General features: G+C 70.0%; 14 protein-coding genes, 2 rRNA genes and 1 pseudogene. 15 read left to right on the top strand and 2 right to left on the bottom strand.

The genetic code is table 11. The features are described 5' to 3' along the window. The first annotated feature begins 80 nt into the window (after positions 1-80). Together TFC3_RS20570 and rrf are read left to right on the top strand one after the other, a co-directional pair. A 23S ribosomal RNA gene (locus tag TFC3_RS20570) occupies positions 81-3,189 on the top strand. A gap of 128 nt (positions 3,190-3,317) precedes the next feature. Then, positions 3,318-3,434, top strand: a 5S ribosomal RNA gene (gene rrf / locus TFC3_RS20565). A gap of 184 nt (positions 3,435-3,618) precedes the next feature. Here the strand turns inward: rrf and TFC3_RS40205 are convergent. Continuing rightward, positions 3,619-5,610 (bottom strand): hypothetical protein, encoded by a 1,992-nt coding sequence (locus TFC3_RS40205; protein ID WP_236718459.1) that lies wholly within the window; start codon positions 5,608-5,610, stop codon positions 3,619-3,621. Positions 5,611-5,730: 120 nt separating this feature from the next. Between TFC3_RS40205 and TFC3_RS20560 the strand changes: the two genes are divergently transcribed. Both TFC3_RS20560 and TFC3_RS20555 read left to right on the top strand, forming a co-directional pair. Continuing rightward, on the top strand, positions 5,731-6,600 hold the full coding sequence (locus TFC3_RS20560) for a Replicase polyprotein 1ab (protein ID WP_369819634.1): 870 nt from the start codon (positions 5,731-5,733) through the stop codon (positions 6,598-6,600). Further along, complete coding sequence (locus TFC3_RS20555; RefSeq protein WP_067502375.1) at positions 6,597-7,604, top strand: HAD-IIA family hydrolase; 1,008 nt, start codon at positions 6,597-6,599, stop codon at positions 7,602-7,604. The genes TFC3_RS20560 and TFC3_RS20555 overlap by 4 nt, the downstream gene beginning before the upstream one ends. Before the next feature lie 14 nt (positions 7,605-7,618). On the opposite strand, the gene TFC3_RS20550 is transcribed toward TFC3_RS20555, so the two are convergent. Further along, positions 7,619-7,954: an alkyl sulfatase C-terminal domain-containing protein gene (locus TFC3_RS20550; protein ID WP_067502372.1), complete on the bottom strand. Its 336-nt coding sequence runs from the start codon at positions 7,952-7,954 to the stop codon at positions 7,619-7,621. A 122-nt stretch (positions 7,955-8,076) separates the two neighbouring features. Between TFC3_RS20550 and TFC3_RS40200 the strand changes: the two are divergent. The 11 genes and pseudogenes from TFC3_RS40200 to TFC3_RS20495 all read left to right on the top strand — a co-directional run. After that, positions 8,077-8,667, top strand: a pseudogene (locus TFC3_RS40200) (hypothetical protein); the annotation flags it as partial. A gap of 212 nt (positions 8,668-8,879) precedes the next feature. After that, positions 8,880-9,206 (top strand): hypothetical protein, encoded by a 327-nt coding sequence (locus TFC3_RS20540; RefSeq protein WP_067502368.1) that lies wholly within the window; start codon positions 8,880-8,882, stop codon positions 9,204-9,206. After that, complete coding sequence (locus TFC3_RS20535) at positions 9,206-10,066, top strand: TlyA family RNA methyltransferase (RefSeq protein ID WP_067502365.1); 861 nt, start codon at positions 9,206-9,208, stop codon at positions 10,064-10,066. The genes TFC3_RS20540 and TFC3_RS20535 overlap by 1 nt, the downstream gene beginning before the upstream one ends. A 25-nt stretch (positions 10,067-10,091) precedes the next feature. Then, positions 10,092-10,979, top strand: a complete 888-nt coding sequence (locus TFC3_RS20530) for an NAD kinase (RefSeq protein WP_067502362.1) — start codon at positions 10,092-10,094, stop codon at positions 10,977-10,979. 52 nt (positions 10,980-11,031) lie between these two features. Then, the gene (recN, locus tag TFC3_RS20525) at positions 11,032-12,777 is read left to right on the top strand and encodes a DNA repair protein RecN (protein WP_067502359.1); all 1,746 of its coding nucleotides are present in this window, start codon (positions 11,032-11,034) and stop codon (positions 12,775-12,777) included. A 108-nt stretch (positions 12,778-12,885) separates the two neighbouring features. Further along, positions 12,886-14,064 carry a putative cytokinetic ring protein SteA gene (gene steA / locus TFC3_RS20520; RefSeq protein WP_067502356.1) on the top strand — a complete coding sequence of 393 codons (1,179 nt, stop codon included), beginning with the start codon at positions 12,886-12,888 and terminating at the stop codon, positions 14,062-14,064. Between the two features lie 28 nt (positions 14,065-14,092). Further along, a complete protein-coding gene (locus tag TFC3_RS20515; RefSeq protein WP_067502353.1) occupies positions 14,093-15,019 on the top strand; it encodes a copper transporter in 927 nt (308 codons plus the stop codon). 44 nt (positions 15,020-15,063) lie between these two features. Then, on the top strand, positions 15,064-15,882 hold the full coding sequence (locus TFC3_RS20510) for a hypothetical protein (RefSeq protein ID WP_067502350.1): 819 nt from the start codon (positions 15,064-15,066) through the stop codon (positions 15,880-15,882). Then, complete coding sequence (gene murJ / locus TFC3_RS20505; protein ID WP_067502347.1) at positions 15,879-17,432, top strand: murein biosynthesis integral membrane protein MurJ; 1,554 nt, start codon at positions 15,879-15,881, stop codon at positions 17,430-17,432. The genes TFC3_RS20510 and murJ overlap by 4 nt, the downstream gene beginning before the upstream one ends. Beyond that, positions 17,429-18,559 (top strand): glycosyltransferase family 4 protein, encoded by a 1,131-nt coding sequence (locus tag TFC3_RS20500; RefSeq protein WP_067502344.1) that lies wholly within the window; start codon positions 17,429-17,431, stop codon positions 18,557-18,559. Before murJ ends, TFC3_RS20500 begins: the two co-directional genes overlap by 4 nt. 2 nt (positions 18,560-18,561) lie before the next feature. Then, on the top strand, positions 18,562-20,721 hold the full coding sequence (locus tag TFC3_RS20495; protein ID WP_067502341.1) for a hypothetical protein: 2,160 nt from the start codon (positions 18,562-18,564) through the stop codon (positions 20,719-20,721). The last annotated feature ends 43 nt before the right edge of the window (positions 20,722-20,764 follow it).

Raw genomic sequence — 20,764 nt, 5'->3', positions numbered from 1 at the left:
TGTTTGGTGGGGTGTCGTGGGGTTGTGGGTTGGTTGTTGGTTGAGAATTGCACAGTGGACGCGAGCATCTTGTTTTCTGTGGTTAAGTTGTCAAGGGCGAACGGTGGATGCCTTGGCACCAGGAGCCGATGAAGGACGTGGGAGGCCGCGATAGGCCTGGGGGAGCTGTCAACCTAGCTGTGATCCCAGGGTGTCCGAATGGGGGAACCTGGCACGAGTCATGTCGTGTCACCTGCATCTGAATTCATAGGGTGTAGGGGGGAACGCGGGGAAGTGAAACATCTCAGTACCCGTAGGAAGAGAAAACAATTTAGTGATTCCGTGAGTAGTGGCGAGCGAAAGCGGATGTAGCCTAAACCTTGCGTGTGTGATACCTGTCAGGGGTTGCGCGTGGGGGGTTGTGGGATCTGTTTTCTGTGTCTGACAGTGCAGAGAAGAGTTATAAAGTTGCATGTTAGTCGAATGGTGTGGGAAAGCCAGCCGTAGACGGTGAGAGCCCGGTAGGCGAAAATGTGTGACCTCTTTACAGATATCCCGAGTAGCAGCGGACTCCTGAAATCTGCTGTGAATCTGCCAGGACCACCTGGTAAGGCTGAATACTTCCTGGTGACCGATAGCGGACGAGTACCGTGAGGGAATGGTGAAAAGTACCCCGGGAGGGGAGTGAAATAGTACCTGAAACCGTTCGCCTACAATCCGTCAGAGCCTTTCGGGGTGATGGCGTGCCTTTTGAAGAATGAGCCTGCGAGTTAGTGGCATGTGGCGAGGTTAACCCGTGGGGGGTAGCCGTAGCGAAAGCGAGTCTGAAGAGGGCGTTTGAGTCGCATGTTCTAGACCCGAAGCGGGGTGATCTAGCCATGGGCAGGTTGAAGCGTGGGTAAGACTGCGTGGAGGACCGAACCCACCAACGTTGAAAAGTTGGGGGATGACCTGTGGTTAGGGGTGAAAGGCCAATCAAACTCCGTGATAGCTGGTTCTCCCCGAAATGCATTTAGGTGCAGCGTCGTGTGTTTCTTGCCGGAGGTAGAGCACTGGATGGTCTAGGGGGCCTACAAGCTTACCGAAATCAGCCAAACTCCGAATGCCGGTAAGTGAGAGCGCGGCAGTGAGACTGCGGGGGATAAGCTTCGTAGTCGAGAGGGAAACAGCCCAGATCACCAGCTAAGGCCCCTAAGCGTGTGCTAAGTGGAAAAGGATGTGGGGTCGCTTAGACAACCAGGAGGTTGGCTTAGAAGCAGCCATCCTTTAAAGAGTGCGTAATAGCTCACTGGTCAAGTGGTTCCGCGCCGACAATGTAGCGGGGCTCAAGCACACCGCCGAAGCTGTGGCATTCACATGGTAGCCCGGTGGGAACTTTCGGGTTTTCATCCAGGTGTGTGGATGGGTAGGGGAGCGTCGTATAGCGGGTGAAGCGCCGGGGTGACCCAGGTGTGGACGCTATACGAGTGAGAATGCAGGCATGAGTAGCGAATGAAGGGTGAGAAACCCTTCCGCCGGATGACCAAGGGTTCCAGGGCCAGGCTAATCCGCCCTGGGTGAGTCGGGGCCTAAGGCGAGGCCGAGAGGCGTAGTCGATGGATAACGGGTTGATATTCCCGTACCCGCGTAGGAGCGCCCAAGACGAACCCACCTGTACTAACCACGCGAAGTGCCGGCGGTTTTCGGACCTATGGTATGGAGTCTGGGATCTTGGGTGGTAGTAGTTTAGTGATGGGGTGACGCAGGAAGGTAGCTGATCCCGGCCGGTGGTTGTGCCGGGGTAAGCGTGTAGCCCGATGTGTAGGTAAATCCGCATGTCATGTGGGTGAGACGTGATGCCGAGCCGTTCAGGTGAAGTCAGTGATCCTATGCTGCCGAGAAAAGCCTCTAGCGATGTTCCGAGCGGCCCGTACCCTAAACCGACACAGGTGGTCAGGTAGAGAATACCGAGGCGACGGGCGAACTGTGGTTAAGGAACTCGGCAAATTGCCCCCGTAACTTAGGGAGAAGGGGGGCCGGACGCGTGAAGCCCCGTGCGGGTGGAGCGTGGTATGGCCGCAGAGAGCAGGGGGAAGCGACTGTTTACTAAAAACACAGGTCCATGCGAAGTCGTAAGACGATGTATATGGACTGACGCCTGCCCGGTGCTGGAACGTTAAGGGGACCTGTTAGCCTTTCGGGGCGAGGCGGAGAACTTAAGCGCCAGTAAACGGCGGTGGTAACTATAACCATCCTAAGGTAGCGAAATTCCTTGTCGGGTAAGTTCCGACCTGCACGAATGGCGTAACGACTTCCCCACTGTCTCAACCACAGGCCCGGCGAAATTGCAGTACGAGTAAAGATGCTCGTTACGCGCGGCAGGACGGAAAGACCCCGGGACCTTTACTATAGCTTGACATTGGTATCTGAATGTAATTGTGTAGGATAGGTGGGAGCCGGTGAAGCTCGGACGCCAGTTCGGGTGGAGGCAATCTTGAAATACCACTCTGTTGGATTTGGGTATCTAACTTCGGGCCCTGATCGGGTCCAGGGACAGTGTCTGGTGGGTAGTTTAACTGGGGCGGTTGCCTCCTAAAGGGTAACGGAGGCGCCCAAAGGTTCCCTCAGCCTGGTTGGCAATCAGGTGTTGAGTGTAAGTACATAAGGGAGCTTGACTGTGAGACTGACAGGTCGAGCAGGGACGAAAGTCGGGACTAGTGATCCGGCACTTGCGTGTGGAAGCGGTGTCGCTCAACGGATAAAAGGTACCCCGGGGATAACAGGCTGATCTTCCCCAAGAGTCCATATCGACGGGATGGTTTGGCACCTCGATGTCGGCTCGTCGCATCCTGGGGCTGTAGCAGGTCCCAAGGGTTGGGCTGTTCGCCCATTAAAGCGGTACGCGAGCTGGGTTTAGAACGTCGTGAGACAGTTCGGTCCCTATCCGCCGTGCGCGTTGGATACTTGAGAAGGGCTGTCCCTAGTACGAGAGGACCGGGACGGACGAACCTCTGGTGTGCCAGTTGTCCCGCCAGGGGCACGGCTGGTTAGCTACGTTCGGAAGGGATAACCGCTGAAAGCATCTAAGCGGGAAGCTCGCTTCGAGATGAGGTATCCCACCACCTTCGAGTGGGTAAGGCCCCCAGCTAGACGACTGGGTTGATAGGCCGGAAATGTAAGCCAGGTAACTGGTTCAGTTGACCGGTACTAATAGGCCGAGGGCTTAACCACACCAAACTTTTTGCTCAACGCGTCCACTGTGTGATTCACAGCAAACAACCCACCCACCCCCACCAACCACGTCCCGTAAGGGATGTTGGTGTGACGGGGGTGCTGGTGATGGTTTCGCTGACAGCTGTTTCGGTGGTCATAGCGGAGGGGAAACGCCCGGTCTCATTCCGAACCCGGAAGCTAAGCCCTCCAGCGCCGATGGTACTGCACTCGGGAGGGTGTGGGAGAGTAGGACGCCGCCGGACTCAACGTACAGTCGAGGGCCTTCCCCGGATGGGGTTGGCCCTCGACTGCTTTTGTGTGTCCGGCCCCGGAGTAGCGTTGTACGGACGTCTGCCAGCCAGACTGCAGACGCAGCGCTCGTAAGCACCAAGCTCGTGAAGCTCGAACGTGCACGACCCAGCTCCACCCGCAGTACCCAGCGTCATGTCACACCCCGTGATACGTCAACAGATGTGCTCCGGCAGCCGCGCCCCCGCGCCGGCGCTGCCGAACCTCGGAAGGAATTGACCCGTGAACCCAGGACCGCAGGATGGCGGCAACCGCGACGACGAAGGCCGCCAGGACCGCGGCCGCGACGGCGGATCCGAGGGCACCTCGCGGGGCGACCGGACCAACGACCGCGGCAACTTCCGCGGCGGCGACCGCCCCTCCGGCGGCGGCTTCCGCGGCGGTGACCGAGGTGGCTACCAAGGCGGCGGTGACCGTGGTGGCTTCCGTGGTGGTGACCGCCCCTCCGGCGGTGGTTTCCGTGGCGGCGACCGTGACCGTGGTGGTTACCAGGGTGGCGGCGACCGCGGTGGTTTCAGTGGCGGCGACCGCGACCGTGGTGGTTACCAGGGTGGTGGCGACCGTGGTGGCTTCCGTGGTGGTGACCGCCCCTCCGGCGGTGGTTTCCGTGGCGGCGACCGTGATCGCGGTGGCTTCCAGGGTGGCGGCGACCGCGGTGGTTTCCGCGGCGGTGACCGCGATCGGCAGGGCGGCGACCGCGGCGGGTTCCGTGGCGGCGACCGCGACCGTGGTGGTTTCCAGGGCGGCGGCGACCGTGGTGGCTACCAAGGCGGCGGCGACCGGGGCGGCTACCAGGGTGGCGGCGACCGGGGCGGTTTCCGTGGCGGTGACAGGCCGGGTAACCGGACCGGTGGCGGCTTCCGTGGTGACCGGGACCGGCCGTTTGGCGACCGCCCGCAGGGAGACCGTCCGCAGGGCGACCGTGGTCCCCGCGACGGCAACTTCCGCGGCGGTGACCGTGGTGGTTTCCAGGGTGGCGGTGACCGGGGAGGGTTCCGCGGTGGCGACCGGCCGGGTGGCGACCGGGGCGGGTTCCGTGGCGGTGACCGGGACCGTGGTGGTTTCCAGGGCGGTGGTGACCGGGGAGGGTTCCGCGGTGGCGACCGGCCGGGTGGCGACCGGGGCGGGTTCCGTGGTGGAGATCGTGACCGTGGTGGTTTCCAGGGCGGTGGTGACCGCGGTGGGTTCCGTGGTGGTGACCGTGGTGGCTTCCAGGGCGGCGGCGACCGGGGCGGGTTCCGTGGCGGTGACCGGGACCGTGGTGGTTACCAGGGCGGTGGCGACCGGGGAGGGTTCCGCAGCGGCGACCGGCCGAGCGGCGACCGCGGCGGGTTCCGTGGTGGCGACCGGCCGGGTGGCGACCGGGGCGGGTTCCGTGGCGGAGATCGGGACCGTGGTGGTTTCCAGAGCGGTGGCGACCGGGGTGGCTTCCGTGGCGGCGACCGGCCGGGCGGTGACCGCGGCGGTTTCCGTGGCGGCGCCGGCCAGGACCGCGGCGGCTACCGGGGTGATCGTGGCCCGCGCGACGGCGGCGCTCCCCGTGAGGGAGGCTTCGGCGGCGACCGTGGACCCCGCGAAGGTGGCTTCCGCAGTGACCGTGGCCCGCGTGAGGGCGGCTTCCGTGACGGTGGCACCCGTGACGGTGGCTTCCGCAGCGACCGTGCGTCCCGCGAGGGCGGCGACCGTGCGCCCCGTGCGGGCGGCTTCCGCGACGGAGGCGACCGTGGTCCGCGCACTGGCGGCTACGGCCAGGATCGTGGCCCGCGCGCCGGCGGCTACGGCCAGGATCGCGGCGGCTACAACCAGGACCGCGGCAGCTACAACCAGGACCGCGGCAGCTTCCAGCGCGACAACCGCGACAGCCGTGACCGTGACAACCGCGATCGCGACAACCGAGGCGAGCGCGGCGGCTTCGAGCGCGGAGACCGGGACCGCGACCAGCGGGGTACCGATGAGCAGCCCGTGTTCCAGGCGCCGGACATTCCCGAGGACATCGCGGCTTCGGACCTCGACAAGGAGGTTCGTTCCGAGCTGCTGAGCCTGTCGCGGGACACCGCTGACCGGGTTTCGCGGCATCTCGTGGCGGCCGGGCAGGTTATCGACGAGGATTCCGAGCTGGCGTTGCAGCATGCGATCGCGGCGCGGCGGTTGGCTTCGCGGATTGCTGTGGTTCGGGAGGCTGTCGGGCTCGCCGCGTATGCCGCGGGGGACTGGACTACCGCTATCGCCGAGCTGCGGACGTACCATCGCATGACGGGGCGGCAGACCCACCTGGCGGAACTTGCCGATTGTGAGCGCGCCCTGGGGCGGCCGGAACGGGCGATTGATCTCTTCCGGGGTGCCGACAAGGACACGCTGGACAAGGCCGGGGCGATCGAGCTGTTGATCGTGGCGGCCGGGGCTCGTGGTGACCTGGGGCAGCATGACGCCGCAGTGGCGATGCTGCAGGTCAAGGAGCTGACCACGGATGCCGACGCGGACTGGGCGGCGCGGCTTCGTTACGCCTACGCCGATGCGCTGCTGGCCGCCGGTCGTCGCGAGGAGGCGCGGGAGTGGTTCTCGCGGGCCGCTGCCGCCGATGAGGACGGCCTGACCGATGCGGCCGAGCGGCTGCTCGAACTCGACGGGATCTCCATCGAGGGCGACGACGACGAAGACGACGATGAGGGTACGTCCGAAGCGCCGACCGACGCGGACGCGCGCGCCGAAGCCGACGACGACCGTGACGACTTCGACGATGAGCGCGACGACGACTTCGACGACGAGCGCGACGAAAACAACGCGCGCAACGCGGACGCACGCGACGATGACGCGCGTGACGAGGACGATGCGCGTGGCCGGGATGAGGACGGCGATGACCGGGCCGACGCCGACGGCGTGCCGGGAAACGCGTTCCTCGACGACGACGAGTCTGACGACGACTCCGACGACGATGACGACTTGGACGATCTTGACCAGGACGTCGACGCCGGCATCGACGAGGACGACGACCGCGCTGTCAAGGGCGACGACGCTGACGACGACGAGCTGACCGGTAGCGGAGTGGGCGGCACCGACGCCGACCTTGCGGCCACCGACCCGGCCACCCGTGGCACCGGCGCCAAGGGAACCAAAGCGTGACCGCCGGCCCGGACCACAACGCCGGCGTTCGGCTGGTCGACGGGTATGACCTGGTCATCTTTGACCTTGACGGGGTTGTGTACCTGATCGACAAGCCGATCGACGGCGCGGCCGAGGCCGTCTCCCAGCTACGGGAGGACGGCACCGCGCTGGCCTACGCGACGAACAATGCGTCGCGGCGAGCGGCCGACGTGGCCGGGTTGCTCAACGGCATGGGGGTCTCCGCCGAGCCGGACGAGGTGCTGACCTCGGCCGGTGCGGCGGCGGCCCGGCTGGCCGAGCAGTTGCCTGCCGGGGCTCCGGTGCTGGTGGTCGGGGCCGAGGCGTTGCGGGCCGAGGTGCGCGATGCCGGGCTGACCCCGGTGGAGCGGCTCGAGGACGAACCGGCGGCGGTCGTTCAGGGCTTCGGTCCCGAGGTGGGCTGGAAGATCCTGGCCGAGGCGGCGCTGGCGGTCCGGGCCGGGGCGCTGTGGGTGGCGACAAACACCGACCGTACGCTGCCCAGCCCGCGCGGTCCGCTGCCCGGCAACGGTTCGCTGGTCGGGGTGCTGCGCACGGCCCTGGACCGCGAACCCGATCTGGTCGTCGGCAAGCCGCAGCCCGCGCTGTTCGAGACGGCCGCGTCGCTGTCGAAGGCGCAGCGTCCGCTGACGGTGGGCGACCGGCTGGACACCGATATCGAGGGTGCGGTCAGCGCTGGCATGGACAGTTTGCTGGTGCTCACCGGGGTCAGCGGGCCGGCCGAGCTGCTGCGCTCACCGGAGTCGCGGCGGCCGACGTACGTTGCTGCTGATCTCTCCGGGTTGTTCGCCGATCCCGAGGCGGCGCGCATTCCGGTTATCGGCGACGAGGCCGGTGGCTGGCGGCTGGTCGACGGGCGCCTCGAGGGTTCGGGTGCGCCGGTGGACGCGCTGCGGATGGTCGCCGGGGTGGTGTGGGGCGGTGGCGAACCACAGGCCGGTTCCGACGAGGCCGCCAAGCTCCTCAAGGAGTGGCTCGCTTAAAGAGCCAGAGCGGCTCAGAGGAGCTTGCGCAGCTTCAACAGGTCGAACGGGTTCGCCTTGACCGACACCTGCCGTGAGGCGATGGCTTTGGTGACGTCAAGGCGGCCCGTGACCAGCGCGACCAGGTCGTCGCTGGATGCGGTGAGGGCGATCTTGGCCTTGGGGTCGTCGCCATCGGTGATGTCGAGCAGGCGCCCGCCCTCCAGGCGGCCGTGGAACGCGGTGGACAGGTCCGGCACCCGGCAGGCCAGGGTGCGGTCCAGGTCCAGTTTGCCGCGGGTCTGCGCGTTCGCGTCGAGGCGGGCGGCCAGGGCTTGCAGCGCCGTACGGCATTCCTCAACGGTGGCCATGGGTACCTCTCCTTCGCGACACCTGATCTCGCAACGCACGGTACCCGCAAGCCGCGGCGGGTATGCCCGGTAGCGTGGCACCAGCGAAAGCGCAGCCGCGAGCGCGAAGGAAGGTGTGGACGATGCCGCAGGACGCATGGCGGGCGTATCTGGAAATGGCACTCGGCTTGACGGAGGCGCCGCGCAAGAAGGCGCAGCGGGCGGCCGGCGAGCTGCTGACCAAGGGCGGCGCGACCGCCGGGCAGTTGCAGGGCCTGGTCGAGGATCTGATGTCGACAGGCATGGCCAACCGTGAGGCGCTGACCAACATCGTGCGCTACGAGGTGGACCGGGCTCTGGGTCTGGTCGGGCTGGCCACCAACGAGGAGGTCACCGACCTCACTTCGCGGGTCAAGGACCTGGAGAAGCAGCTACGCGAGGCGCAGGCGCGACTCGCGACGGCCGGGGCCGGCACGGTGACCCTCGCTGAGCCGGGACCGGAAGGTGCGGTGCCGCCCGGGCAGGCCGTGATCCCGCCGGTGAAGAAGGTGGCCAAGAAGGCCGTCGCGAAGAAGGCGGCCCCCAATGCGATGCCCGCGGCGGGCACCCCGCTCGCCAAGGCAGCCCCCGCCAAGGTGCCACCGGCCAAGGTGCCCCCAGCCAAGACCGGGCCGGCCAAGGCGACCGGGCCGGCGAAGGTGACGCCGGCGACGACCGGGCCGGGCAAGGATGCGCCGGAGAAGGCGGTGCCGGCCAAGGCGACCAAGGCCGCGCGTAAAGCTGCCAAGGCGACGGCGATCGAGCCGGCCGGCACGGCTGCCGCACCCACCGCGCCGGTGAAGGCGGCGGCTGCGGAAACCACGCTGCCGGCCGTGTCGCCGGACATCCCGGCCAAGAAGACCGCGGCCAAGAAGGCGTCCGCGAAGAACAAGCCGGAGGCGACGGCGTGACATACCCGGATCAGCAGCCGCCTCGTCCCGGCCCGCCGCCCGGCGGGTTCCGTCCGGGCCCGCCGCCCGGAGGCTTCCGCCCGGGCCCGCCGCCGGCCGGAGCGCCGCGCCCCCAGCATCAGCCCGTCCCGTCCGCCGCGCCGCAGCGGGCCGAGGTGACACCGGGCATTCTCGACGGTTCCGAGTCGACCGGTCATCCCGCCGTCGACGCCGTTCTGCAGTCGCTGGCCAACGCTGCCGGCCTCGCACCCGCCGACCAGCTCGCCGAGTTCGAGGCCGCGCACCAGGTGCTGCAGGAGACGCTGGCGAGCATCGACGGCTGATGGCTCGTCGCGCACGTCTGGACGCCGAGCTTGTCCGCCGCAAGCTCGCCCGGTCCCGGGAGCAGGCCGCCGCGCTGGTGGCGGCCGGCCGGGTGCAGGTCCGGGGCTCCGTGGCGCAGAAGGTCGCCACGATGATCGACCCGGCCGATCCGGTGGTGGTGACCGGCGAGGACCCCGCCGACGATTACGTGTCGCGGGGCAGTCACAAGCTGGCCGGTGCGCTGCAGGCGTTCACCGGTCTGGCGGTGCAAGGCCGGCGGTGCCTGGATGCCGGGGCGTCGACCGGTGGCTTCACCGATGTGCTGCTGCGCGCCGGGGCGGCCACGGTGTACGCCGTGGACGTGGGCTACGGCCAGCTGGCGTGGCCGTTGCGTACCAACGATCGGGTCATGGTGATGGAGCGTACGAACGTGCGCACCCTGACGCCCGACCTGATCGAGGGGCCGGTGGGGCTGACCGTGGCCGACCTGTCGTTCATCTCCTTGCGGCTGGTGCTGCCCGCGCTGGCCGCGTGCACGGCGCCCGACGGTGACTTGGCGCTGATGGTGAAACCGCAGTTCGAGGTGGGCAAGGAGCGCGTGGGTTCCGGCGGGGTCGTGCGGGACTGGCGGTTGCGGGCCGAAGCCGTGCTCGACGTCGCGGCGGCGGCGGCCGGGCTGGGGCTCGGGGTGGCCTCGGTGGCGGCGAGCCCCTTGCCCGGTCCCAGCGGCAACGTCGAGTTCTTCGTGTGGTTCCGCAGGGATGCACCACCGGCTGACGCGGAACGGGTACGCGCTGTGGTCGCTGCCGGGCCCTCGGGCGAGGTAGATTCCGCCGCACCGGCATTGACGACGGTTTCGCCCCCCTTGGAGGACGTGTGACGCTTACGACGAGTGGAGGAGCCGCGTGAGCCGTTCCGCGTTGCTGGTCACCCACACCGGTCGCCGGCAGAGCACCCAGCACGCCCAGACGGTCGCGCAGGACCTGGTCGACAACGGCTTCGAGGTCCGCGTGGTGGCCGAGGAGGTCGACGACCTGGAGCTGCCGCCCGGGGTGACCCCGGTGGACGATCCGGCGGCGGCCGAGGGCGTGGAGATCGTGTTCGCACTCGGCGGGGACGGCACGTTCCTGCGCGCGGCCGAGCTGGACCGCCCGGTGAAGGCGCCGCTGCTGGGCATCAACCTGGGCAAGGTCGGCTTCCTGGCCGAGGCCGAGCTGCAGAACATCGACCGGACCGTGCGCGACATCGTGGCCGGGGACTACACGGTGGACGAGCGGCTGACCCTGGACGTGCGCGCCGAGTACGACGGCCGGCTGATCGCCGAGTCGTGGGCGCTCAACGAGGTCAGCGTCGAGAAGGGGCAGCGGGCGCAGATGCTCGAGCTGCTCGTCGACGTGGACGGCCGCCCGCTGTCGCGCTATGGCTGCGATGGTGTTGTGTGCGCCACACCGACGGGTTCCACGGCGTACGCGTTCTCGGCGGGCGGGCCGGTGGTGTGGCCCGAGGTTGAGGCGTTGCTGCTGGTGCCGATCAGCGCGCACGCGTTGTTCAGCAAGCCGATCGTGACCGGGCCGACCTCCACGTTCGTGCTGACCGTGGATCCGTACACCTCGTTCGCCACGTTGTGCTGCGACGGGCGCCGGACCTGGGATTTGCCGCCTGGTGCGCAGGTCACGGTGCAGCGGGGAGACCTTCCGGTGCGGCTGGTACGGCTGCAGCCGCGTCCCTTCACCGACACCCTGGTGGCCAAGTTCCACCTGCCGGTGCAGGGCTGGCGCGGTAATCGACGCTGATCACGCACGGCCCGGTGGGCAATTGCCGGCGGGCCCCGATACTGTCTGCCGTGTGCTGGAGGAACTGAGGATCACCGGGCTCGGCGTCATTGACGACACGACGCTGCGGCTGACCACGGGCATGAACGCGATCACCGGCGAGACCGGCGCGGGCAAGACGATGGTGGTGACCGGTCTGGGGCTGCTGTTCGGCGGCCGCGCCGACGCCGGGCGGGTGCGGGCCGACCCGGGCCGCGCGGTGGTCGAGGGCCGGTTGCGCCTGGAGGGCCGGCTGGGTGACTCGGTGCAGACGCGCATCAGCGACGCCGGCGGTGAGGTCGACGACGACGGCTCGGTGCTGCTGAGCCGCACGGTCACCATCGAGGGCCGCTCGCGGGCGCATGTGGGCGGGCGCAGCATGCCGGTGGCCATGCTCAGCGAGGTCGGCGAGCAGGTCGTCGCCGTGCACGGTCAGCAGGATCAGTTGCGGATCCTTCGCCCGGCCGAGCAGCGCGCGTCGCTGGATCGCTATGCCGGCCCGGAGCACGAGAAGCTGCTGGAGACCTACCGCGAGAGCTACACGCAGTGGCGCGCGGTGGTGGACGACCTGGCCGACCGGCGGCGCAACGCCCGCGAGCGCAGCCAGGAAGCCGATCTGCTCACGCTGGGCCTTGACGAGATCACCCGGGTGGATCCGCAGCCGGGTGAGGAGGATGAGCTGCGCGCCGAGGTGCAGCGCCTGGAGCACGCCGAGGGGCTGCGCACGGCGGCGGCTCTGGCGGCGCAGGCGCTCGCCGGTGGCGTGGAGGCCGCCGACGACACCCCGGATGCCGCGCAACTGCTGAGCACGGCCCGGCGCACGCTGGAGGCGCAGGCCCCGACCGACCCGGCGCTGGGGGAGCTGGCCGCGCGGGTCGAGGAGGCGGCCACCCTGGTATCCGACGTGTCCTCGGAGCTGTCGTCGTACCTGAGCCAGCTGGATGCTGACCCGGCGCGGCTGGAGGCCATCTACGAGCGGCGGGCGGCGCTGCGGGCGTTGACCCGTAAGTACGCCGACGACGTCGACGGGGTGATCGCGTGGGCCGAGCACGCGCGCACCCGGCTGGCCGCGCTGGACACCTCCGACGAGCTGCTTGAGGAGCTGGACAAGGAGCGGCTGCGGCTGGCCGCTCAGGTCGCTGAGTTCGCCGGGCGGCTGAGCGCGGCGCGGGCCGAGGCGGCGGGGCGGTTCTCCGAGCAGGTCAGTGTGGAGCTGGCCGGGCTGGCGATGCCGCACGCGCGGGTGGAAATTGTGGTGCTGGCACGCTCGGCCGGACGCGACGAGCCGGTCATCGACGCGCTGGCGGTGGGACCGGATGGCGCGGACGACATCGAGATCCGGCTGATCGCGCATCCGGGGGCGCCGGCGTTGCCGTTGCAGAAGGGCGCATCCGGTGGTGAGCTGTCGCGGGTGATGCTGGCCATCGAGGTGGTGTTCGCCGGTGCCGGCGGGCCGCCGACGCTGGTGTTCGACGAGGTTGACGCGGGGGTGGGGGGCCAGGCTGCGGTGGAGATCGGGCGGCGGCTGGCGCGCCTTGCTCGTACCCATCAAGTTCTGGTGGTGACGCACCTGCCGCAGGTCGCGGCCTTCGCCGATCGGCACCTGGTGGTCGCGAAGGACACCGGCGGGGCGATCACCACCAGCGGGGTGAAGATCGTGGAGGAGACGGATCGGGCGCGGGAGCTGGCACGCATGCTGGCCGGGCTGCCGGATTCGGATCTCGGCATTGCGCACGCCGAGGAGTTACTGGCCGTCGCTGACCGAGAAAAGCGCGGCTGACCACGTACTGTGAGATAGCGGGGGCGTAACTGGCTTTTGCCCCTTTTGGGGGTGACGTTGTGCATGTCGCGTGCGAGGGGCTCGATGCGGCGTGTCAGGATGGCCGGGATGCGACTTCCCACCTTGCGCCGGACCCGGAGTGTCGAAGCCGGGGCCCTGTCCGGCACCGCGAGACTCGACCGCCGGACCAAGCGCCTGGTCGGGCGGTTGCGCCCGGGTGACATCGCGGTCATCGACCATGTGGACATCGACCGGGTAGCCGCCGACTCCCTGGTCGCGGTCGGGGTGTCGGCGGTGCTCAACGTCAAGCCGTCGATCTCCGGGCGCTATCCCAACCTGGGTCCCGAGGTGCTCGTGCAGGCCGGCATCGTGCTGGTGGACAACCTCGGCGACGAGGTGTTCGACGCGCTCAACGAGGGTGACCTGGTCAGCATCGACAATGACACGGTGCTGCTCAACGGCGAATCGGTGGCCAGCGGCATCCGTCAGGACGCCGAGAGCGTCGCGAAGTCCATGGCCGATGCCCGCGAGGGCCTGTCGGTGCAGCTCGAAGCGTTCGCTGCCAACACCATGGACTACCTCAAGCAGGAACGCGACCTGCTGCTCGACGGGGTCGGCGTGCCCGACATCGAGACCCGCATCGCCGGGCGCCACGTGCTGATCGTGGTGCGCGGCTATGACTACAAGGCCGACCTGGACGTGCTGCGGCCCTACATCCGCGAGTTCAAGCCGGTGCTGATCGGCGTGGACGGCGGCGCCGACGCGCTGGTGGAGTCCGGCTACACCCCCGACATGATCATCGGGGACATGGACTCGGTCACCGACGACGTGCTGCGCTGCGGCGCCGAGGTGATCGTGCACGCCTATCAGGACGGGCGGGCACCCGGGCTGAGCCGGGTGCAGAGCCTGGGCGTGGAGGCCACCACCTTCCCGGCCGCTGCCACCAGCGAGGACCTGGCGATGCTGCTGGCCGACGACAAGGGCGCGTCGCTGATCGTGGCGGTGGGCACGCACGCCAACCTGGTTGAGTTCCTCGACAAGGGCCGCGGCGGCATGGCCTCGACCTTCCTGACCCGGTTGAAGGTCGGTGGCAAGCTGGTCGACGCCAAGGGCGTGAGCCGGCTCTACAAGCAGAACATCTCCGGGTCGTCGCTGCTGCTGCTGGTGCTGTCCGCGATCGCCGCGATGGCCTCGGCGGTCGCCGTGTCCACCGTCGGCAAGGCCTATCTCTCCGTGGTATCCGAGTGGTGGGACAATCTGGTCTTCCAGTTAGGACAGCTGTTCTGAACCGCGAATCGGACCAAGAGGCCTCGCTGTGATCAACTTTCGGTACCACGTGGTGTCGCTCACCGCGGTGTTCCTCGCCCTGGCGATCGGGTTGGTGGTCGGCACGACCGCGCTCAACGGCCCGGTGTCGGACGCACTCAAGAGCCGCGTCGACGCGCTGAGCAAGGACAACAGCAGCTACCGCGACCAGGCCAACCAATACCGCGAGGAGCTCAACAGCAGCCAGGACTTCGCCACCGAGCTGGCCCCGGCGCTGCTCACCGGCAAGCTCACCGGGCGGCGCATCCTGGTCGTGGTGCTGCCCAACGCCGAGGACAACGCCGGCGGGGTCACCTCGATGCTGAAGATGGCCGGGGCCACCATCACCGGTCAGGTGTCGGTGCAGGACAAGTTCTTCGACTCGGCCAACAGCCTGGAGCTGCTGGAGCTGGCCGAGCGGGCCTCGCGCCCGACCGCGTCGACCGAAGGACTGCCGCTCAACAGCGACGGCGTGGAGACCTCCAGCGCGCTGCTGGCGGTGGCGCTGCTGCAGAAGTGCGCGGCGGTGGCACCGCAGGACCTGACGGCGGTGCTGACCGCGTACACCCAGCCGGGCTACCTCAAGGTCAGCGACAAGATCGTTTCCGGGGCCGAGGCCACCGTGGTGGTGTCCGGGCTGCCGCCGACCGACTCGGACGCGCCGAAGAAGAACCAGAACGCCGTCATGCTCACCACGCAGTTCAAAACTCACCCGGTCGTGGTGGCCGGCAACGGCATCGGCGACGGCAACCTGGTCTCGGCGGTGCGCGGCGACCCCTCGCTGAGCAAGGAGGTCTCCACCGTGGACAACGCGAGCACCGCGCAGGGCCAGCTCAGCACCGCCCTGACGATGATCGAGCGGCTCGTGCAGAACAAGGTCGGCCAGTACGGCCTGGAAGCCGGTGCCTCCTCCAAGGTGCCGAAAGCCACGAGCTGACCGGGCTCTAGACTCAACGGCCACCGGTCGTTGAGGGGAGACACATGGCCAGCAGGGTGACCTCGTCCGGGCTTGGGGCGCTGACCGCCCGGGCCGCGCTGGCCTGGATCCGCAGTGACCAGCGCGCCGCGCGGCTGGAGCGCACCAACTTCCACGGCCGCACGGTCACGCTCGCGGCCGGTCCGGCCCTGACCGCCGGCGCCACCCTGGGGGCCGCGCTCGGGGCCCCCACCGCGCGGACCGCGGCGGCGGCGCTGATCGCGGGCCCGGCGTCCGGCGCGGTGGGCTTCTACGACGACCTCGTGGGCAACCGGCCGGAGCAGAAGACCGCCAAGGGCTTCCGCGGTCACCTCGCCGCGCTGCTCGAGGGCCGGGTCACCAGCGGCCTGGTCAAGATCGCCGGAGTGGGGGCGGCCGGGCTGGCCGCCGCGGCGCTGCTGAAAAAGGACACCGGCAGGGGCAGCGTGCTGCTCGGCGCCGGGGTCATCGCCGGCACCGCGAACCTGCTGAACCTGCTCGACCTGCGACCCGGCCGGGCGATCAAGGCGGCCACTGTGCTCGGCACGCCGCTGGTCGCCGGGCGCGGCGGCGCGCTGACCGCGGGCACGCTGGGCGCGGGTGCGGCGCTGCTGCCGGCCGACCTGGGCGAGCAGATCATGCTCGGTGACGCCGGGGCCAACGCGCTGGGGGCGCTGCTCGGGGTGGGGTTCGTGGCCCGTACCGGGGTGACCGGACAGGCGATCGCGCTGGGCGTGCTGGGCGCGCTGACCGCGGCCAGCGAGAAGGTCAGCTTCACCAAGGTCATCCAGGACACCCCGTGGCTGCGCAAGGCCGACGAGCTGGGCCGGCGCCCGAATCCGTGACCGCCACCCGCACCCGGGCCGCGGGGCTGGCCGGGGCCGCCGCCGTCATCACCGTCCTGACGATCCTGTCGCGCATCGCCGGGTTCGGCCGTACCTTCGTCTTCCTGCACACCGTCGGTGACGGGGCGCTGGGCAACGTCTACAACGCGGCGAACACCATCCCCAACATCGTGTTCGAGCTGGTCGCCGGGGGTGCGCTGGCCAGCCTGGTGGTGCCGCTCATCGCCGGGCCGCTGGCCAGCGGCGATCGCGTGCGGGTGTCGAAGGTCGCGTCGGCTCTGCTCACCTGGGTGCTGACGCTGATGGTGCCGCTGGCCGTGCTGGTCGCGGTGCTGGCCGGCCCGATCGCGGCGCTGCTCAACGTGCCCGACGGCGGGCAGGAGGTGGCCGCCCGGATGCTGCGGGTCTATGCGCCCCAGCTGCCGCTGTACGGGGTCAGCATCGTGCTCACCGGGGTGCTGCAGGCCCACCACCGGTTCGCGTGGCCGGTGATCGCGCCGCTGTTGTCCAGCGTGACGGTGATGGGGGCGTACCTGAGCTATGCGGTGGTCGACGGCACACGCACGGATCTGGGCGGGCTCAGCCGTACCGGGGAGATGCTGTTGTCGCTCGGCACCACCGCCGGGGTCGCCGTGCTCGCGCTGTGCCTGCTGATCCCGCTGCGGCGGCTGAAACTGCGGTGGCGGCCGAGCCTGCACTTCCCCGGTGACGAGGGCCGGCAGGCGGTGCGGCTGGGCTGGGCCGGGGCGGTCACCGTGGGCTCGCAGCAGGTCATGGTGCTGGTGGTTTTGCTGCTGTCCGCCGACGGGCCGCTGACCGCCTACAACGCCGCGCAGACCATCTTCCTGCTGCCGTGGGCGGTGCTGGCCGTGCCGCTGGCCACCGCCGTCTACCCGCGCCTGGCCACCGCCGCGGCGCGCCACGACGACGAGGGCTACGCCAGCGCGTTGCAGGGCACCGCACGCACTGTGGTGCTGCTGGCCGGGCTGGGGGCGGCGGGCATCGCGGCGCTGGCCTGGCCCGTCGCCTACCTGGTCGGCACCCAGCGGGCGGCGTCCGGCATCGTCGCGTTCGCTCCGGGACTTCTCGGCTACGCCCTGTTCGCGTTGCTGTCGCGGGCGTTGTACGCCCGCGGCGCGACCGTGGCTGCGGCGTCGGCCACGGCGGTGGGCTGGGGCGTCGCCGCGCTCGCAGCGCTGGTGTCGGCGGCGGTGCTGCCGCAGCAGCGCGAGCTGGCCGGGCTGGGCGCGGCCAACGCGATCGGTATGTCGGTGATCGGACTTTTGCTGGTCGCCGCGGTGCGCCGACACGCAGGCCCCGCCGCGCTGGCCGGGCTGGGCAAGTCGTGCCTGGTCGCGGTGGGTGCGGCCGTCGTGGCGGGCTTCGCGGGCTGGTTCGCCGCGGGTCTGATCGGCGGCACCCCGGGGGCCGGGCGGAGCCTGCTGCAGGGCATGCTGGGCGCAGTTGTGGTCGCGCTGGTGTACCTGGCGGTGGTGTACCCGCTGGCCGGGCGCGACCTTTCTCGACTTCTCAGGAGGGGACGCTCGTGAGCGACGGCGCGCAGGCGACGTGGCGAGGTTCGGTGGCGCTGGTGCTCAGTTCGAGCACCGGCGGCGTGGGCCAGCACGTCCTGTCGCTCGTGCGAGGGCTGGTCGCCGCGGGCTGCTCGGTGCTGGTCGTCGGGTCGGCCGCCACCGACCAGCATTTCGGGTTCACCGCCGCGGGCGCGCAGTTCGTGGCGGTGGAGATCCCGGCCAGCCCGGGCCCGCAGGATTCCGGGGCGATCCGGGCCATGCGCCGCGCGCTGAGCAGCCGCGACCTGGACGTTGTGCACGCTCACGGGCTGCGCGCGGCGTTCGTGGCCACGCTGTCGCGTCCGGTCGCGCCGCTGGTGGTGACCTGGCACAACGCGGTGCTGGCCAAGGGTTTGCGGGGCGGCGCGTCGGCGCTGGTCGAGCGGATCGTGGCGCGCACGGCGACGCTCACCCTGGGCGCCTCGCAGGATCTGGTCACGCGAGCCGAGACGCTGGGGGCGCGGCAGGCGCGGCTCTCGCCGGTCGCGGCGCCCGCCCTGAGCACCCCCAAAAGGTCCCGCCCGGCGGTACGAGCAGAGTTCCGTGTTTCCCCCACCACCCCGCTGATCGTGTCCGTCGGCCGTCTGCACCCGCAGAAACGCTACGACGTGCTGGTCGAGGCGGCCGCGCGCTGGCGATCGCTGGATCCCGTCCCGGTCACCGTGGTGGCCGGCTCCGGGCCCAGCTACATGGGCCTCGCCCAGCGGATCTCCGAGACCCGCGCGCCGGTGCACCTGCTGGGTCACCGCACCGACGTGGCCGACCTGCTCGCCGGCGCCGACGTGGCCGTCATCACCAGCGATTGGGAGGCGCGGCAACTGTTCGCCCAGGAGGCCCTGCACGCCGGGGTGCCACTGATTGCCACCGCGGTCGGCGGGCTGCCCGGTCTGGTCGGCGACGCCGCCGTGCTCATCGCGCCCGGCGACGTGGACGCCCTCGACAACGCCGTGCGCGAGCTGCTCGGTGATGCCGGCCGGCGCGCCGAGTACGCCGCTCGCGGCCCCCGGCAGGCCAGCACCTGGCCCAGCGAACAGGACACCATCACCGACGTGCTGGCCGCGTACGCCTCGGTTGCGTCTACCACCCGGGCCGGTCAGGGGTGAGGATGTTCTGGCGGCGTAGCTGGCTGCCGTACCTGGTGATGGCCTTGACCGTGGTGGCCGCGCTCGCGGGCCTGACCGTGCGCCCGGCCAGCGGGGTGAGCGCCAAGACCGCCGACTATGTCATCGTCGCCGGAGCCGCCGGGCTGCGCTGGGACGACCTGGACCCGCAGCGCACCCCGACGCTGTGGCAGGAGGCGACCGCGGGCGCCATCGGCTGGCTGTCCGTGCGGTCCGCGCACGCCACCACCTGCCCCGATGATGGCTGGCTGTCGCTGGGGGCGGGCAACTTCTCGGTGTGGAACACCCGCACGGTCACCGGGGCCTGCCCGGCGCTGGCCCCCGCGGTGGAGCAGCCCGACGGCATCGGCGCCAACCTGCCGCAACTGCCCGGGGTGGTGCGCGCCAACGCCAACCAGCCCTACGGGGCCGTGCCCGGCGCGCTCGCCGAAGCCCAGCGCTGCACCCTGGCGGTGGGCACCGGTGCGGCGGTCGCGGCGGCCCGCCCGTTCGGACGCGTCGACCGCTACCGCGCGGAGCTGCCCGACAAACCGGCCGGGCTGTTCACCGAATGCCAGCTCAACATCGTCGACCTGGGCACGGTCACCGGCTCCGGCACGGCCCGCCAGGCCCAGGTGGCCCAGGCCGACGCGCTGCTGGCCCGGGTGCTCGCAGCGCGCCCGCCCAGCTCGCTGGTGGTGGTCGCCGGGGTCGCGGACACCGACCGCACCTCGCGGCTGCACGTGGCGATCGCCGAGGGACCCGGCTGGGACGGCGGCTGGCTCACCTCGCCGGGCACCGGGCGGGAGGGCTACGTGCAGCTGGTCGACCTGGCCCCCACGATCCTTACCGCGATCGGGCGGCCCGCTCCCGACGGGCTGTTCGGCGGGCGCACGGCCGCGATCACCGAGGGCCGTCCCACCTCCCCGGCCGACTCGGTGCTCGGGCCGCACGACGCCAACCAGCGCGCGGGCGCCCAGCTCGGCATCGCCGGCAAGTTCTTCCTCGGCCTGGCCGCGGTGCAGGTCGCGTTGTTCGTGCTCTGCGTGCCGCTGATGATCCGGGCCCGCCGGCATGCCGGGCCCACCGGTCCGGCGTTGCCCTCGCGGCTGCTGCTGCGCGTCACCGAGGTGCTGCTGATCGCGGCGAGCCTGACCATCCCGGCGGCGCTGCTGGCCGACGCGGTGCCATGGTGGCGGGCCCCGCGCCCGGGCATCCTGTTCACGGCGCTGACCTTTGCGCTGGTCGCGGCGGGCACCGCGGCGATCCGGCTGGTTCCGCGGTATGCGCGCACGCTGTGGCCGCTGGGCACGGTGGCCGCGGCGACCGTGGTGGTGATCGCGGTGGACCTGCTGACCGGCGCGCAGCTGCAGCTCAACGGGGTGGCCGGTTACTCGGCGATCGAGGGTTCGCGCTACGCCGGGCTGGGCAGCGTGGGGCTGGGCGTGTTCGTGGCCGGGGCGCTGGTGCTGGCCGGGTGCCTGGCCCAGTTGGTCAGCCGGCCGTGGCGCCCGGTGATCGTGGTGCTGACCGGCGGCTTCGCGGTGATCATGGTGGGCAGTCCGTACCTGGGGGCCGACCAGATCGGCGCGGTCGCGGTGACCGGCGGGGTGTGCGTGGCCGCCGCGATCAGCACCGGCGGCTGGCTGACGTTCCCCCGCTTCGCCTGGGCCACCGTGGCCGGGCTGGCCGTCACCATCGGCTTCGCCGTGCTCGACCTGCAGCACCCGGAGCAGGAGCAGGGCAGCGTCGGGCGGTTCCTCGCCGAGCTGCTGGACGGCACGGCCGGCCCGGCGATGCAGCGGGCGGCCGCCTCCAGCGGGCACGCGCTGGACAGCCCGCTGACGATCATGGCGGTCGGCGGGGCGCTGATGCTGGCGTTCAGCCAGTTCTCGGCGTGGGGCGGGCTCAACCGGGTGTTCGGGTTGCATCCGGCGCTGCGGGCCGGGCTGGGCGGCATCACGGTGGCCGTGCTGGCCGCCGGGGTGTTGCAGGGCGCCGGGTTCGCGGTGGCCGGGGCGGCGGCCGCGGTGGCGGTGCCGCTGCTCGTGCTGACCACGTTGCGGGTGCTCGAACATGCCGCCGACCGCACCCGGCCCGAGGGGGAAACCGATGGTCCGGGCGGGCCGCTGCTGCGCCGTACGAGCGAATCGGCGGTGTCGTGAGGGGTGAACCGCACGCCACGACCAGCCCGGACGTGCACCGCTC

Origin of the sequence: Actinoplanes sp. TFC3 (assembly GCF_001553785.1) — a bacterium.
Classification (GTDB): domain Bacteria; phylum Actinomycetota; class Actinomycetes; order Mycobacteriales; family Micromonosporaceae; genus Actinoplanes.
This window is presented reverse-complemented; position numbering and strand designations above follow the sequence as displayed.

Coding starts and splice junctions, on each gene's coding strand:
- TFC3_RS20560 (WP_369819634.1), top strand. CDS start 5,731: ATGACGGGGCGGCAGACCCACCTGGCGGAACTTGCCGATTGTGAGCGC.
- TFC3_RS20495 (WP_067502341.1), top strand. CDS start 18,562: ATGTTCTGGCGGCGTAGCTGGCTGCCGTACCTGGTGATGGCCTTGACC.
- TFC3_RS20510 (WP_067502350.1), top strand. CDS start 15,064: ATGGCCAGCAGGGTGACCTCGTCCGGGCTTGGGGCGCTGACCGCCCGG.
- TFC3_RS20550 (WP_067502372.1), bottom strand. CDS start 7,954: ATGGCCACCGTTGAGGAATGCCGTACGGCGCTGCAAGCCCTGGCCGCC.
- TFC3_RS20535 (WP_067502365.1), top strand. CDS start 9,206: ATGGCTCGTCGCGCACGTCTGGACGCCGAGCTTGTCCGCCGCAAGCTC.
- TFC3_RS40205 (WP_236718459.1), bottom strand. CDS start 5,610: ATGCTGCAACGCCAGCTCGGAATCCTCGTCGATAACCTGCCCGGCCGC.
- steA (WP_067502356.1), top strand. CDS start 12,886: ATGCGACTTCCCACCTTGCGCCGGACCCGGAGTGTCGAAGCCGGGGCC.